The sequence below is a fragment of the Comamonas sp. w2-DMI genome, assembly GCF_040187735.1.
Classification (GTDB): domain Bacteria; phylum Pseudomonadota; class Gammaproteobacteria; order Burkholderiales; family Burkholderiaceae_C; genus Comamonas; species Comamonas terrae.
Window position 1 is genome coordinate 564,048 of record NZ_JBANEL010000001.1, and the last position, 15,166, is coordinate 579,213.

A 15,166-nucleotide genomic window follows, 5' to 3' on the forward strand; every position below is an offset into this window, starting at 1 on the left:
GTTCAAGTACTTTCAATACCAAGAAATATGAAGAAGTTCGCATTTGTGTTTCCCGGGCAGGGCTCGCAGTCCGTGGGCATGCTGGACGGCTGGGGCGACCATCCCGTCGTTGCCCAGACCCTGGCCGAAGCTTCGGATGCCCTGGGCGAGAACATCGGCCAGCTGATCAAGGAAGGTCCCAAGGAAGCCCTGGCGCTGACAACCAATACCCAGCCCGTGATGCTGGTGGCCGGCGTGGCCGCCTGGCGCGTTTGGCGTTCGGAAGGCGGCGCTGTGCCCGAGGCCGTGGCCGGCCACTCGCTGGGCGAATATTCGGCCCTGGTGGCTTCCGGCGTGCTGACGCTGGCCCAGGCTGCTCCCCTGGTGCGCCTGCGTGCTGCCGCCATGCAGGATGCCGTGCCCGTGGGCACCGGCGGCATGGCTGCCGTGCTGGGTCTGGAGGCCGAAAAGGTCAAGGCCGTCTGCGCCGAGGTGACGGCCCAGCTCGGCGGCGCCGAAGTCGTGGAAGCCGTGAATTTCAACGACCCCTCGCAGACCGTGATCGCCGGCAGCAAGCTGGCCGTTGAAAAGGCCTGCGAAGCCGTGAAGGCTGCCGGTGCCAAGCGCGCACTGCCGCTGCCCGTGTCCGCGCCTTTCCACTCCAGCCTGATGAAGCCTGCGGCCGAGAAGCTCAAGGCTGCACTGGCCGGGCTCCAGCTGGCCGCGCCCCAGATTCCGGTCGTCAACAACATCGACGTCGCTGTCCAGACGGATGCCGATGCCATCCGCGATGCGCTGTACCGCCAGGCCTTCGGCCCCGTGCGCTGGGTGGAATGCGTGCAGGCCATCAAGGCGCGCGGCGTGAGCCATCTGGTCGAGTGCGGCCCCGGCAAGGTGCTGGCCGGCATGACCAAACGCATTGACGCGGACCTGACGGGTGCCGCCCTGTATGACCCGGCCACGCTGGCCGACGTGAAAGAATTGCTCGCATGACTGACAACCAGACCAAGCCTCAAGTTGCCCTGGTGACCGGCGCCACCCGCGGCATCGGCGCTGCCATCGCGCAGGAACTGGCCTCGCGCGGCTATCAGGTGATCGGCACGGCCACCACCGATTCCGGCGCCGAAAAGATCTCCCAGGCACTGGCGCCTTTCGGGGGCCGCGGCGTCACGCTCAACGTGACCGACGGCGCTGCCGTGGATGCGCTGGTCGACTCCATCGTCAAGAACGACGGCGGCCTGCACGTGCTCGTCAACAACGCCGGCATCACCCGCGACACCCTGGCCATGCGCATGAAGGATGACGACTGGGATGCCGTCACCGATACCAATCTGAAGGCGGTTTTCCGAGTCAGCCGTGCGGCTATTCGCCCCATGATGAAGCAGCGCTTCGGCCGCATCATCAGCATCACCAGCGTGGTCGGTGCTTCGGGCAATGCCGGCCAGGCCAACTACGCGGCCGCCAAGGCCGGCGTGGCCGGCATGACCCGGGCGCTGGCCAAGGAACTGGGCAGCCGCGGCATCACCGTCAACTGCGTGGCCCCCGGCTTCATCGCCACCGACATGACGGCCGACCTGCCCGAGGCGCAGAAGGCAGCGCTCAAGGCGCAGATCGCCATGGGCGACCTGGGTCAGCCCAGCGACATCGCCCATGCGGTCGCCTATCTGGCATCTGCGGGCGCAGGCTATGTGACGGGGCAGGAACTGCACGTCAACGGCGGCATGTACATGTAATTCCATCGGGCAGCCGGGAGGCGATTTTGCCGCCACTGCCAGATCCATTGCAATTTTGCAAGTTCACAGGCCGTTTCCTCGCGACGGCCAGCCGCCACGGGTATTTGCCCGAAACGGCTAGAATCGCGGGTTCATTCACAACCCCCAGAGGGAAACCATGAGCGATATCGAAGCACGTGTCAAAAAAATCATTGCCGAACAACTCGGCGTGGAAGAGTCTCAAGTCACCAACGAAAAGGCCTTCGTGGCTGACCTGGGTGCTGACTCCCTGGACACGGTGGAGCTGGTGATGGCCCTGGAAGATGAATTCGGCATCGAAATTCCCGATGAAGACGCCGAAAAGATCACGACGGTGCAAAACGCCATCGACTACGCCAACACCCACCAAAAGGCCTGACAGGTCTTTTCCGAGCGATCAGTTAAAGGTTTGAACGCATGAGCCGTCGTCGCGTTGTCGTGACCGGCCTGGGCTGCATTTCCCCCGTGGGCAACACGGTGGGCGAAGCCTGGGCCAATCTTTTGGCCGGCCAGTCCGGCATTGACCTCATCACCAAGTTCGATGCGTCGAACTTCTCCTGCAAGATTGCAGGTGAGGTCAAGGGATTTGATGTGGAGAAATACATGAGCGCCAAGGATGCGCGCTCCATGGATACCTTCATTCATTACGGCATAGCGGCTGCGGAGCAAGCGGTTCTGGATGCAGGCCTGCCCACGGGCGAAGCCTTGTCCGAAGACCTGGCGACACGCATCGCCTGCGTGATCGGCTCGGGCATCGGCGGTTTGCCGCTGATCGAAAACACCCACGCAGAACTGGCGGCGCGCGGCCCTCGCCGCATCACGCCGTTCTTCGTGCCTGCCTCCATCATCAACATGGTGGCCGGGCATGTGTCCATGCGCTTCGGCTTCAAGGGGCCGAACCTGTCGATCGTGACTGCCTGCACCACGGGCCTGCACTGCATCGGCGAAGCGGGACGCATGATTGAATATGGCGACGCCGACATCGTCGTTGCCGGCGGCACTGAAGCCACAGTGTCCCCCTTGGGCGTGGGCGGCTTTGCTGCCATGCGTGCGCTCTCCACGCGCAACGACGACCCCAAGGCTGCCTCGCGCCCCTGGGACAAGGACCGCGACGGCTTTGTGCTCGGCGAAGGCGCCGGTGTGATGGTGCTCGAGGAGTACGAACACGCCAAGGCCCGTGGCGCCAAGATTTACGCGGAGCTCGCAGGCTTCGGCATGAGTGCCGATGCCGGCCATATGACGGCTCCCAACATGGACGGCCCGCACCGCGCCATGCTCAATGCCTTGCGCAACGCCGGTGTGAACCAGGATCAGGTCAACTACCTGAATGCGCACGGCACCTCCACCCCTCTGGGCGACGTGAACGAGTCCAACGCCATCAAGGCGGCCATGGGCGACCACGCCAGGAAGCTGGTGGTCAGTTCGACCAAGTCCATGACCGGCCACCTGTTGGGCGGGGCCGGCGGCATCGAGAGCGTGTTCACCGTCATGGCTTTGCATGACCAGAAGATTCCGCCGACGATCAACCTGGACAACCAGGATCCCGAGTGCGATCTGGACTATTGCGCCAACATCGCACGCGATGCCAAGCTGGATGTGGCCGTGAAGAACAATTTCGGCTTCGGCGGCACCAACGGCACGCTGGTCTTCAAGCGCGTCTGAAATCGTTTGGACAATTCAAAGCCCGCTCTCGAAAGAGGCGGGCTTTTTTGTTGCGCCTGCCCCAAGGCCGAAGTGTCCCCCGGGAGGGCCGGTGTGGGAGCGGCGGCTGCATGAAAGGGGGCAGGGCGATGCATTTTCTGTTGTGTCGACGCTTCACGGGTTTGCCTGGTCGTCCCCGGTGGCGGCGGGCTGCACACTGCAGCCATGACGACACGTTACCGGCCACCAGCAGTGGCTTATGCCGCGCAGCGCCCGCACTGGGCAGGAAAGGCCGCCATCGCCTGCTGGCTGGGGCTGGCCGCCGTCATGCTGGGCTGGGCCGCGCAGCCACAGGCCAGCGCGCTGCAGCAAGGCATGGCGGGGCTTTGCTTGCTGTGGGCCGCCCTGGCGTTGCGGCAGCAGCACCGGCTCTGGCCCGCAGGGTGCCTGCTCTGGGATGGCGAGTGCTGGACGCTGAGGCAGGAAGCTTCGGAGGGAGCCGCGGAGCCGGCAGGCGTGCTGCTGCATGTGGCCTTGGATGGCGGCTCCTGGCTATGGATAGAAGCTTGCGCCATCGGGGATGGGCCGGGAAGGGGGCGGCGGTGCAAGGTATATCGGCTGTATTTGTGCGAAAGCCAGAATCCCGGGCGCTGGGGCGATTTGCGGCGTGCGGTATATTCGCCAGTTGCGCCGATGCCGGAGCCTGGATGAGCAGCTGCTGCGAACGCGGGGCCTGCCGCCGGGACTCTTCACGGAATCCGGTTGGATGGCTGAGGCGTCTGATGGGTTCTGCGCCTGGCGGCGGCGCGCTGCACAGGCTTTCATGACACCTCCCGACTTCCCGACCCCTTCTGCAGACAGCGATCTGGCCCTGGTCGAGCGTGCCAACGCCGGCGATACGCGGGCCTTCGAGTTGCTCGTCATCAAATACCAGCGCCGCATAGAGCGGCTCGTGGGGCGCATGGTGCGCGACCAGGACCAGGTGCAGGATGTTACGCAGGAAACCTTCATCCGCGCCTACCGGGCGCTGCACCAGTTCCGCGGCGAGGCCAAGTTCTATACCTGGCTGTACCGCATTGCGGTCAACACGGCCAAGAAGGCGCTGCAGGACATCAAGCGCTCGCCCGTGCTGACCGAGAGCGCGTTACACACTGGGGATGACGAGGATGAAACTTCTCGCTTCGGACAGGAACTAACCACCGAAGAAACTCCGGAAACCGTGCTGGCCGCCCAGGAAATTGCGCAGGCGGTCAATGCGGCGATGGAGGCTTTGCCCGAGGATCTGCGCCAGGCGGTGACGCTGCGCGAGATCGAGGGCCTGAGCTATGAAGAGATTGCCACAGCCATGAATTGCCCTATCGGCACGGTGCGTTCGCGCATTTTCCGGGCGCGCGAGGCGATTTCAGCCAGGGTCAAGCCTTTGCTGGAGCGCCAGAGCGGCAAGCGCTGGTAAACATGCATGAATGCGCGTGAAGCGGGCAAGCAAGATGAGCAGGTGAATTCCATGAACGACGATCTGATCCAACGTGAACAGCTCTCCGCCCTGGTCGATGGGGAAACATCCGCGTCGCAGATGCAGGCCGTGCTGGCCTATGCCGAAAGCGACGAGGGCCAGCAATCCTGGCGCATGTACCATCTGATCGGCGACGTGCTGCGCTCCCCCGAACTGGCGCACCACAGCCAGCACGACGTGCTCCCGGGCGTGCGTGCGCTCATGGCGCGCGAGCCACGCCCCGGCCAAGCCGTGTCCGGCCTAGCCGATGGCCTGCCCCTGGGGCAGCTGGAGCAGGTGGTGCCGCCCTCCGGCGATCATGCCTCGGAGCGGCTGGTGGGCAATGGTGCGCCCGTGGTGGCGTTCCCGGTGCGCTCTGCGGCCAATGCCTCGGTGTTCCGCTGGAAGATGGCGGCCGGCGTGGCTTCGGTGGCGGCCGTGGCGGCCATCGGCTGGAGCGTGATGCTCGGCAGCCCCGGCCAGCAACCGCCTGTGCAGCTGGCAGGCCTGGGTGCTCCCCAGGCTTCGGCGCTGATGGCCGCAGCTCCGGCGGCGCCCGGCAATGCCGGCGCGAGTGAGCTGCCGCTGGGCGAGCAGGCGCAGTCCTCCTCCGTGGTGGCCGTGGCCGGCCCCTATGGCCAGAGCGTGATGCTGCGCGATCCGCGCCTTGACGAGCTGCTGGCCTCGCATCCGCAGTACAGCAGCGCCCCCAATCTCCAGATGCCGGCCAGCTTTCTGCGCAATGCCAACTTTGCCAGCATGCGGCCCGCGCAGCGTCCCTGAGGCAGAGGGGGGAGGCCAAGCGCCTGCACTGACCGGCGTCCGGTTGCTTTTAAAAAAAGAGCAGCTGGCGCTTGATCTGTAAAATTTTCACCATGTTTTGTGCTTCAAGTGCTTGAATTCTCGGCGCAAGAAGCTATCTTTTTGTTGATTCCCTGGTCGAGGCAGGCGGCCGGCTTGCCGGCTGTGGGCGGGACGTTTCGCCGCCGTGGCCGATCGGCCCGCAACCACCGGCGCCATGGCTGACGCTTCTGCGCTTTGTGGCGGGCCCGGGCTTTGCCAGAATGGGTGTCGGCAAGACTGCATCAGCCGGTGGCGCGCGCGGCGCGGACAGGCCGGTTTCGAGGTTCGAACAAGGAAAGGATGACCATGACCACATTTGCCTGGAAGTCGCTCAAAACCCGCGCGTCGGCCGCTGCATCGGCAACAGCGCTCGCCAGCACCCTGGCGGTGGCCGCCACCGGAGCCTCTGCCATGCTGCCGTTCGCTACGGCGCAGGCCCAGAGCGCTGCCACGGCCCGCGGTCTGCCTGATTTCACCGATCTGGTCGACCAGGTCGGCCCGTCGGTGGTCAATATCCGCACGCTGGAGAAGGTCGCGCCCGGCGACGACAGTCTCGGCGTGGACGAGGACATGCTGGAGTTCTTCCGCCGCTTCGGCCTGCCCATGCCCAATATGCCGCGCCGTTCGCCGCGCCAGTCCCCGCCCAGCGAGGAAGAGCAGCCGCGCGGCGTGGGCTCGGGTTTCATCCTCACGCCCGACGGCTATGTGATGACCAACGCCCATGTGGTCGAAGGCGCGGACGAGGTCATCGTGACGCTGACCGACAAGCGCGAGTTCAAGGCCAAGATCGTGGGCAGCGACAAGCGTACCGACGTGGCCGTGGTCAAGATCGATGCCAAGGGCCTGCCGGCCGTCAGAATCGGCGATGTGAACCGGCTCAAAGTCGGTGAGTGGGTGATGGCCATCGGCTCGCCCTTCGGCCTGGAGAACTCGGTCACGGCCGGCATCGTCTCGGCCAAGCAGCGCGACACGGGCGACTACCTGCCCTTCATCCAGACCGATGTGGCCATCAATCCCGGCAATTCGGGCGGCCCGCTGATCAACATGCGCGGCGAGGTGGTGGGCATCAACAGCCAGATCTATTCGCGCTCGGGCGGCTTCATGGGCATCAGCTTCGCCATTCCCGTGGACGAGGCCATCCGCGTCAGCGACCAGCTGCGCGCCACAGGCAAAGTCACGCGCGGGCGCATCGGCGTGCAGATCGGCCCCGTGACCAAGGAAATCGCCGAGTCCATCGGCCTGGGCAAGGCCCAGGGCGCGCTGGTGTCGGCCGTGGAGCCGGATTCGCCGGCCGCCAAGGCGGGCGTGGAAGCGGGCGACGTGATCACCAAGTTCGACGGCAAGCCCATCGACAAGGTCTCGGACCTGCCGCGCATGGTCGGCAACACCAAGCCGGGAACGCACAGCACGCTGTCCGTGCTGCGCCGCGGCAAGAACAAGGACCTGAACCTGGTCATCGCCGAGGTGGAGCCCGACGATGCGGCCAAGGCCAAGGCACCGGGCAGCAAGTCCTCGCCCCAGGGCACCATCATCAACAAGCCCCTGGGCCTGACGCTGGGCGAGCTGACGGCGGCCCAGAAGAAGGAGCTGGCCATCAAGGGCGGTGTCAGGGTGGTGGCTGCCACGGACGCTGCGGCCCGCGCCGGCCTGCGCGAGGGCGATGTCATCCTGCAGCTGGCCAATGTGGAAGTGACCGACCTCAAGAGCTTCGAGGCCGCCTGGGCCAAGGCCGACAAGGCCAAGCCCGTCAACGTGCTGGTGCGCCGCGGCGAATGGGCGCAGTACGTGCTGATCCGCCCCGCCAGGTAAGCCTCGGGTGCTATCGAACGGGATGAACCGGCGGCTGTCAAGGCGGGTTCATCCCCTCTCGGGTAGTGTCCCTATGCCATTGGGTAGAATCCCACGCAAATGCATGGTGGTTGGACGCAAAAAAACGGCTGATTTCAGCGGTTTCCAGGCGGTGCAAAAGCCCTTGCAATTTCCGGCCACTGATGGGCAAACGAGCGAAATATCTCTGTGAACAAGCTGTTGATAAATGAATTCGGCAGACACATTGGATCGCTTGTCAAGCCTTGCTGGGTCTTGGTTTGCGGCCCGTTTTGCCTACAATGAAGTCCCAACTATCGCAGTTGCCAGAGATTGTTGGTTACGGGCGCGCCGCCAATGGACGCGCCCTTTTTTCTTGCGCGTGCGGCCACCCTTTTTTCCAATTCCATAGTCGTCTTTCTCGTTGATGAATCACATCCGAAATTTCTCCATCATTGCGCACATCGACCACGGCAAGTCGACGCTGGCAGACCGTTTGATCCAGCGCTGCGGCGGCCTTGCCGAGCGCGACATGGAGGCCCAGGTGCTGGACTCGATGGACATCGAGAAGGAGCGCGGCATCACCATCAAGGCCCAGACCGCAGCCCTGCAGTACAAGGCCCGGGACGGCAAGGTCTACAACCTGAACCTGATCGACACGCCCGGCCACGTGGACTTTTCCTATGAGGTGAGCCGCTCGCTGTCCGCCTGCGAGGGCGCGCTGCTGGTGGTCGATGCCTCCCAGGGCGTCGAGGCCCAGACCGTGGCCAACTGCTACACCGCGCTCGACCTGGGCGTGGAGGTGATGGCCGTGCTCAACAAGATGGACCTGCCCCAGGCCGACCCCGACAATGCCAAGGCCGAGATCGAGGACGTGATCGGCATCGACGCCAGCGACGCCATTCCCTGCTCGGCCAAGACCGGCATGGGCATCGACGAGATCCTCGAGGCCGTGGTGGCCAAGGTGCCGCCGCCCAAGGGCAATCCCGACGGCCCGCTGCGCGCCATGATCATCGACAGCTGGTTCGACAGTTACGTGGGCGTGGTCATGCTGGTGCGCGTGGTCGATGGCGAACTCAAGAAGAACGAGCGCTTCAAGATGATGGCCACGGGCGCCGCCTACGAGGCCAACAGCCTGGGCGTGTTCACGCCGGCCAACCAGCCGCGCGACGTTCTGCGCGCGGGCGAGGTGGGCTACATCATCGCCGGCATCAAGGAACTCAAGGCCGCCAAGGTCGGCGACACCATCACGCTCGAGAAGAAGCTGCCCAACAACCTGGGCCCCGCCAGCGAGGCGCTGCCGGGCTTCAAGGAAATCAAGCCCCAGGTGTTCGCGGGCCTGTACCCCACCGAGGCCTCGGAATACGACCAACTGCGCGACGCTCTTGAAAAGCTGCAGCTCAACGACTCGTCGCTGCAGTTCGAGCCCGAGGTGTCGCAGGCGCTGGGCTTCGGTTTCCGCTGCGGCTTCCTGGGCCTGCTGCACATGGAGATCGTGCAGGAGCGCCTGGAGCGCGAATTCGACCAGGACCTGATCACCACCGCGCCCAGCGTGGTCTACCAGGTCGTCAAGGGCGACGGCGAGGTCATCGACGTGGAAAACCCCTCCAAGATGCCCGATGTCGGCCGCATCCAGGAGATCCGCGAGCCCATCGTGACCGTGCACCTGTACATGCCGCAGGACTACGTGGGCCCGGTGATGACGCTGGCCAACCAGAAGCGCGGCGTGCAGATCAACATGCAGTACCACGGCCGCCAGGTCATGCTGACCTACGAGATGCCGCTGGGCGAGATCGTGCTGGACTTCTTCGACAAGCTCAAGTCCGTGTCGCGCGGCTACGCGTCGATGGACTACGAGTTCAAGGAGTACCGCGCTTCCGACGTGGTCAAGGTGGACATCCTGCTCAACGGCGACAAGGTCGACGCGCTGTCCATCATCGTGCACCGCTCGCAGTCGGTGTACCGCGGCCGCGCCGTGGTGGCCAAGATGCGCGAGATCATCAGCCGACAGATGTTCGACGTGGCCATCCAGGCCGCGATCGGCGCCAACATCATCGCGCGCGAAACCGTCAAGGCCATGCGCAAGAACGTGCTGGCCAAGTGCTACGGCGGCGACATCACGCGCAAGCGCAAGCTGCTGGAGAAGCAGAAGGCCGGCAAGAAGCGCATGAAGCAGATCGGCTCGGTGGAAGTTCCGCAGGAGGCTTTCCTGGCCATTCTGCAAGTGGAGGATTGATGCAAGTCATGCAATGGTTCACGGCCGCCGTCCTGGCGGCCTTTGTCGGTTACATCGGCGCCTGGTACACCGGCGCGATCGAGGGCAATTTCGCGCTGCTGCTGTTCCTGGCCACGGTGGTGACGGGCCTGTACTGGATTGCCGAGCGCCTCTATTTCCTGCCCCGGCGCCGCGCCGCGGCACAGGCGCTGGAGCAGTCGGCCATCGCGCGCCGCGCCGAGCTGGATCGCATGGGCATCGCCAAGACGGACATCGAGGTCTCGGAAGAGGCCAAGGGCCGCATCCTCATGCAGCCCTGGTGGCTGGACTGGACGGCGGGCCTGTTCCCGGTCATCGCCATCGTGTTCATCCTGCGCTCCTTCCTGTTCGAGCCCTTCAAGATTCCCTCGGGCTCGATGATTCCCACGCTGCTGGTGGGCGACCTGATTCTCGTGAACAAGTTCACCTACGGCATCCGCCTGCCCGTGATCAACAAGAAGATCACCGAAGGCTCGCCCGTGCAGCGCGGCGACGTGATGGTGTTCCGCTATCCGCCCCAGCCCAGCCTGGACTACATCAAGCGCGTGGTGGGCGTGCCCGGCGACGAGATCGCCTACCTCAACAAGCGCCTGACGATCAACGGCAAGGAATTGCCGGTGGCCGAATTGCCGGACTTCCTGGACCGCGACGTGATGCGCTACTTCAAGCAGTTCGACGAAACCCTGGGCGACAAGCCTCACCGCATCATCGTCAACAACGATGTGCCGGCCTTCATCCAGGGCGCCAGCAATTTCGAATTCCGCCAGAACTGCAGCTACAGCGTCGAGGGCGTGACCTGCAAGGTGCCCGAGGGGCATTACTTCGTCATGGGCGACAACCGCGACAATTCGCTGGATTCGCGCTACTGGGGCTTCGTGCCAGACCGCAACATCGTCGGCAAGGCGTTCTTCGTCTGGATGAACTTCGGGGACTTCAAGCGCATCGGCAGCTTCCACTGAACAGGCTGCCGGCCGCCATCACGCCGTTTTCTGGGAATGAGCGGGCAAATACAAGCCCGCCTTTGAGGAGGGAAAAAGCATGAACAGCATTGCAAGCCGCTCGCGTCAAAAAGGCCTGTCCTTCATCGGACTGGTGTTTCTCGTGGCCGTCCTGGTCGCCGTGGTCGGGATTGGTTCACAATCGCTGCCCGTCTTCCTGGAATACCAGGCGGCGGTCAAGGCGGCGAACAAGGCCGCAGCCGAAGGCAGCACCGTGGCCGAAGTCCGGGCCAGTTTCGACCGCGCGGCGGCCATCGACGACATCAAGTCCGTCAGCGGCAGCGAGCTGCACGTGACCAAGGTGAACGACAAGGTGGTCGTAGGCTTCGAATATTCGCGAGAAATCCATCTGGCGGGTCCGGCCTACCTGGTCTATCGTTTCAAGAAATAACCGCGACTTGCGCAGGCAGGGCAGGGCATTGCGCCAGGCCCTGGCGGAACCCGCGCAAGTCCTATCAACAAGGCCGCGGCATGCGCCAGCCAGGCTCCGTTCTGGAGCGCATGCCGTGGAACCATTCCGGTGGAACCTGCACTCAACGCACTGCAGCAGCGGCTGCAACATCTTTTTGCCAATCCGGCGCTGCTGCAGCGAGCGGTCACGCACCGCAGCTTCTCGGCGGACAACAACGAACGCCTGGAGTTCCTCGGCGACTCGGTGCTGAGCCTGGCCATCTCCAGCCTGCTGTATGCGCGGCTGGCTTCCATGCCCGAGGGCGACCTGTCGCGCGTGCGTGCGAATCTGGTCAAGGAAGAGACGCTGCACAAGATCGCGCTGCAGTTGCAGCTGCCGGGCCTGCTGCGCCTGGGCGAGGGGGAATCCAAGTCCGGCGGCAAGCAGCGCCCCTCCATCCTGGCCGATGCGGTGGAAGCACTGATCGGTGCCGTCTATCTCGACGCCGGCTTCGCTGCGGCCGAGAAAGTGGTCCACCACCTGTTCGAAGGCGTGGACATCAATCCCCATATGCGCGCGGCGGAAAAGGACCCCAAGACCGCGCTGCAGGAACTGCTGCAGGGCCGGCGCATGAAGCTGCCCCAGTACCAGGTGATGGAAATCACCGGCGCTGCGCACCGCCAGACTTTCAAGGTCGAATGCGCTGTGGCAGAGTTGAACATCAAGGCCCATGGCACGGGCGGATCGCGCCGTGCGGGCGAACAGGCTGCGGCGGCTGCCGTGCTGGAACAATTGAAAGCCAAACACCTATGACCGATGCTGCTAAGAAAAAAGTAGCGAGCACCGCTGGCGCGGCAAGCGCCAAAGCCAGAAAGAGTGCGGGCAAGCCGGCAGATGCCGGCGTCCAGACCCTGGCCGACATCGATGCCATGCTGGCGGCGGCCAAGCCCGGCAGCGCCGCTGCGGCCGTCCGCCAGGAGACCCCGGAGCTGGAACAGCCCGCGCGCGTCTATGCGCCCGAGGAGCAGCGCTGCGGCCTGATCGCCATCGTCGGCAAGCCCAACGTGGGCAAGTCCACGCTGATGAATGCGCTGGTGGGACAGAAGGTCTCCATCACCTCGCGCAAGGCCCAGACCACGCGCCACCGCATCACGGGCATCCGCACCAAGGACGAGACCCAGTTCGTGTTCGTGGACACGCCGGGCTTCCAGACCAAGCATTCGACGGCGCTGAACAAGTCGCTGAACAAGACGGTGATGGGCGCCATCGGCGACGTGGACCTGATCCTGTTCGTGGTCGAGGCCGGCAGCTTCACCTTGGCCGATGCCAAGGTGCTGTCGCTGTTCAAGCCCGGCATTCCGACGCTCCTGATCGCCAACAAGCTCGATACCGTGGGCCGCCGCGCCGAGATCGCGCCCTGGCTGCGCGACATGCAGGAGCGCCACCCGTTTGCCGAGTTCGTGCCCATGTCGGCCAAGAACAAGAAGGACATCGAGCGCATGTTCGGCATCTGCGCCAAGTACCTGCCGCAGCAGCCCTGGTTCTACAGCCCCGACGAGCTGACCGACCGCAGCGAGAAGTTCCTCGCCTCGGAGACCATCCGCGAGAAGCTGTTCCGCTTCACGGGCGACGAGTTGCCCTATACCTCCACCGTGGTCATCGACAAGTTCGAGGAAGAGCCCAGCCCCAAGCACGGCCGCTTCATGCGCATTGCGGCCACCATCGTGGTCGAGCGCGACGGCCACAAGGCCATGGTCATCGGCCAGGGCGGCGAGCGCTTGAAGCGCATCTCCACCGAGGCGCGCCAGGAACTCGAAAAGCTCATGGGCGCCAAGGTGTTCCTCGAGATCTGGGTCAAGGTCCGTTCGGGCTGGGCCGACGACGAGGCCCGTGTCAAATCCTTTGGATATGAATAAGCGGCTGGCGGCTTGAAACGCCGGCTATGATTTCTTCGACCAAGGCCTCTGCTGAGGCCTTTTCTCATCCCTGAACCCCACCGTGGCCGCCAAACGCGTCAGCGACGAACCCGCCTATATCCTCCACCAGTACGACTGGAGCGAATCCAGCCTGATCCTGGAGGTGTTCACGCGCCACCGCGGGCGGGTGGCGCTGGCGGCCAAAGGGGTCAAGCGCCATACCTCCAATTTCCGCCCGGTGCTGCTGCCGCTGCAGCCCCTGAAGCTGAACTACACGCTGGGCGCCGAGGGCAATGCCGAGATCCACACGCTCAAGGGCGCCGAATGGGTGGGCGGCCATGTGATGCCGCAGGGCGATGCGCTGTGGTCGGGCATGTACCTGAACGAGCTGCTGATGCGGCTGCTGGCGCGCGACGACCCCTATGCCGCGCTGTTCGACATCTATGCGGGCGTGGTGCGCGTGCTGGCGGGACAGCATGGCGCCAGCACCGATGCCATCGAGCCCGTGCTGCGCGCCTTCGAGCTGGTGCTGCTGCGCGAACTGGGCCATCTGCCCGCGCTGGACCAGGAAAGCACCACCCTGAGCGACGTGGCGGCCGCGGTCCGCTACACGCTGGTGGCCGAAGGCGGTCTGCGCCAGGCCGCCCCGCACGAGCGCGCGGCGCTGGCCGGCCGGCAGTGGCAGGCCATCGAGCTGGCCCTGCAGTCGGCGCAGCCCTTTCCCCAGACCCTCCAAGCCCTGGCCGAGCCCGAGGTGGCGCAGGCCCTGAAGCCGCAGCTGCGCAATCTTCTGCAATACCATTGCGGCTCAACCATGCTGCGCACCCGCCAGCTGATGATGGATTTGCAATCGCTATGAAACTTCCCGCCTCTTCGCGCACGGCGCTGTCGGTCAACGTCAACAAGGTGGCGCTGCTGCGCAATACCCGGCATCTGGGCATTCCGTCCGTGACGCGGGCCGCCGAGATCTGCCTACAGGCCGGGGCGCAGGGCATCACCATCCATCCGCGTCCTGACGAGCGCCATATCCGCGCCCAGGACGTGCACGACCTGCACGCGTTGCTCAAGGCCTGGCCGCAGGCCGAATTCAACATCGAAGGCAACCCCACCCAGAACCTGATGGAGTTCATCCGCGCCACGCGCCCGCACCAGGCCACCTTCGTGCCCGACAGCGAAGACCAGTTCACCAGCGACCACGGCTGGAGCTTCCCGCAGGATGCCGAGCGCCTGAAGCCACTGGTTGCCGAATGCCGGGCGCTGGGCGTGCGCGTGAGCCTGTTCATGGACCCCATCCCCGGGCAGATGGCCGCCGCCAGGGCCGTGGGGGCCGACCGGGTGGAGCTTTATACCGAGCCCTATGCCGCCGCCTGGGGCAAGGCGGAGCAGGAGCATCAGCTGCAGGCCTATGCCAGCGCCGCGCAGGCCGCGCTGGATGCGGGCCTGGGCATCAATGCCGGCCACGACCTGAACCGCGACAACCTGCCCGCCTTCGTGGCGCGCGTGCCCGGCCTGGCCGAAGTCTCCATCGGCCACGCGCTGATCGCCGATGCGCTGGAACTGGGCTACGCAGAAACCGTGCGTGCCTACCAGGCGGCCATCGATGCGGGCATGGCGGCCAGGGACTCCTGAATCTGTAGCTGGTAGCGCATGCTGGGCAAGCGCTTGAAGCCATTTGGACTGAAACCATGATCTACGGCATAGGCACCGACATCTGCGATATCCGCCGCATCCGCGCCAGCCTGGAAAGGCATGGCGAGCGCTTTGCCGAGAAGGTGCTGTCCGAGGGCGAGCTGGCCGTCTGGCGCGCGCGCTCGCAGCGCTGGCCCGAGCGCGGCATACGCTATCTGGCCACGCGCTTTTCGGCCAAGGAGGCCTTCAGCAAGGCCATCGGCCTGGGCATGCGCATGCCCATGACCTGGCGCCATTGCGAGATCGCCAATCTGCGTTCGGGCAAGCCCGAAATCCGCCTGCACGGCGAGCTCAAGGAATGGTTCGAAGCCCGGGGCCTGCAGGCCCACATCACGGTGACCGACGAATCCGAATACGCAGCCAGCTTCTGTGTCGTAGAAAAATGCTCCCCCTGAGTCGCTTGCGC

Annotated in this window: 15 protein-coding genes; all 15 read left to right on the top strand. The window is 64.8% G+C overall.

The features are described 5' to 3' along the window. Window positions 1–27 precede the first annotated feature (27 nt). The 15 genes from fabD (at window position 28) to acpS (ending at window position 15,155) form a co-directional block, all read left to right on the top strand. Window positions 28–972 carry an ACP S-malonyltransferase gene (gene fabD / locus V8Z74_RS02500; protein ID WP_066472695.1) on the top strand — a complete coding sequence of 315 codons (945 nt, stop codon included), beginning with the start codon at window positions 28–30 and terminating at the stop codon, window positions 970–972. After that, window positions 969–1,712: a 3-oxoacyl-ACP reductase FabG gene (fabG, locus tag V8Z74_RS02505; RefSeq protein ID WP_066472691.1), complete on the top strand. Its 744-nt coding sequence runs from the start codon at window positions 969–971 to the stop codon at window positions 1,710–1,712. Before fabD ends, fabG begins: the two co-directional genes overlap by 4 nt. A gap of 157 nt (window positions 1,713–1,869) precedes the next feature. Further along, a complete protein-coding gene (gene acpP / locus V8Z74_RS02510; protein ID WP_003058049.1) occupies window positions 1,870–2,109 on the top strand; it encodes an acyl carrier protein in 240 nt (79 codons plus the stop codon). Between the two features lie 38 nt (window positions 2,110–2,147). Further along, entirely contained in the window at window positions 2,148–3,392 is a 1,245-nt protein-coding gene (gene fabF / locus V8Z74_RS02515) for a beta-ketoacyl-ACP synthase II (protein WP_349707758.1), read from the top strand. Window positions 3,393–4,194: 802 nt separating this feature from the next. Further along, window positions 4,195–4,824, top strand: coding sequence for an RNA polymerase sigma factor RpoE (rpoE, locus tag V8Z74_RS02520; RefSeq protein WP_066472676.1), 630 nt, complete (start codon window positions 4,195–4,197; stop codon window positions 4,822–4,824). Between the two features lie 51 nt (window positions 4,825–4,875). Beyond that, window positions 4,876–5,646: a sigma-E factor negative regulatory protein gene (locus V8Z74_RS02525; RefSeq protein ID WP_349707760.1), complete on the top strand. Its 771-nt coding sequence runs from the start codon at window positions 4,876–4,878 to the stop codon at window positions 5,644–5,646. Between the two features lie 366 nt (window positions 5,647–6,012). Continuing rightward, window positions 6,013–7,515: a DegQ family serine endoprotease gene (locus V8Z74_RS02530; RefSeq protein WP_349707762.1), complete on the top strand. Its 1,503-nt coding sequence runs from the start codon at window positions 6,013–6,015 to the stop codon at window positions 7,513–7,515. 424 nt (window positions 7,516–7,939) lie between these two features. Then, on the top strand, window positions 7,940–9,748 hold the full coding sequence (lepA, locus tag V8Z74_RS02535; protein ID WP_349707764.1) for a translation elongation factor 4: 1,809 nt from the start codon (window positions 7,940–7,942) through the stop codon (window positions 9,746–9,748). Continuing rightward, window positions 9,748–10,725, top strand: a complete 978-nt coding sequence (gene lepB, locus V8Z74_RS02540; protein WP_349707765.1) for a signal peptidase I — start codon at window positions 9,748–9,750, stop codon at window positions 10,723–10,725. Before lepA ends, lepB begins: the two co-directional genes overlap by 1 nt. Before the next feature lie 79 nt (window positions 10,726–10,804). Beyond that, on the top strand, window positions 10,805–11,155 hold the full coding sequence (locus V8Z74_RS02545; protein WP_066472671.1) for a DUF4845 domain-containing protein: 351 nt from the start codon (window positions 10,805–10,807) through the stop codon (window positions 11,153–11,155). Between the two features lie 129 nt (window positions 11,156–11,284). Beyond that, a complete protein-coding gene (gene rnc, locus V8Z74_RS02550; RefSeq protein WP_349707767.1) occupies window positions 11,285–11,968 on the top strand; it encodes a ribonuclease III in 684 nt (227 codons plus the stop codon). Next, the gene (gene era, locus V8Z74_RS02555; RefSeq protein WP_083526502.1) at window positions 11,965–13,071 is read left to right on the top strand and encodes a GTPase Era; all 1,107 of its coding nucleotides are present in this window, start codon (window positions 11,965–11,967) and stop codon (window positions 13,069–13,071) included. The genes rnc and era overlap by 4 nt, the downstream gene beginning before the upstream one ends. A gap of 82 nt (window positions 13,072–13,153) precedes the next feature. After that, window positions 13,154–13,930: a DNA repair protein RecO gene (recO, locus tag V8Z74_RS02560; protein ID WP_349707770.1), complete on the top strand. Its 777-nt coding sequence runs from the start codon at window positions 13,154–13,156 to the stop codon at window positions 13,928–13,930. Next, window positions 13,927–14,700: a pyridoxine 5'-phosphate synthase gene (locus V8Z74_RS02565; protein ID WP_349707771.1), complete on the top strand. Its 774-nt coding sequence runs from the start codon at window positions 13,927–13,929 to the stop codon at window positions 14,698–14,700. The genes recO and V8Z74_RS02565 overlap by 4 nt, the downstream gene beginning before the upstream one ends. Window positions 14,701–14,756: 56 nt before the next feature. Continuing rightward, a complete protein-coding gene (gene acpS, locus V8Z74_RS02570; protein WP_066472645.1) occupies window positions 14,757–15,155 on the top strand; it encodes a holo-ACP synthase in 399 nt (132 codons plus the stop codon). The last annotated feature ends 11 nt before the right edge of the window (window positions 15,156–15,166 follow it).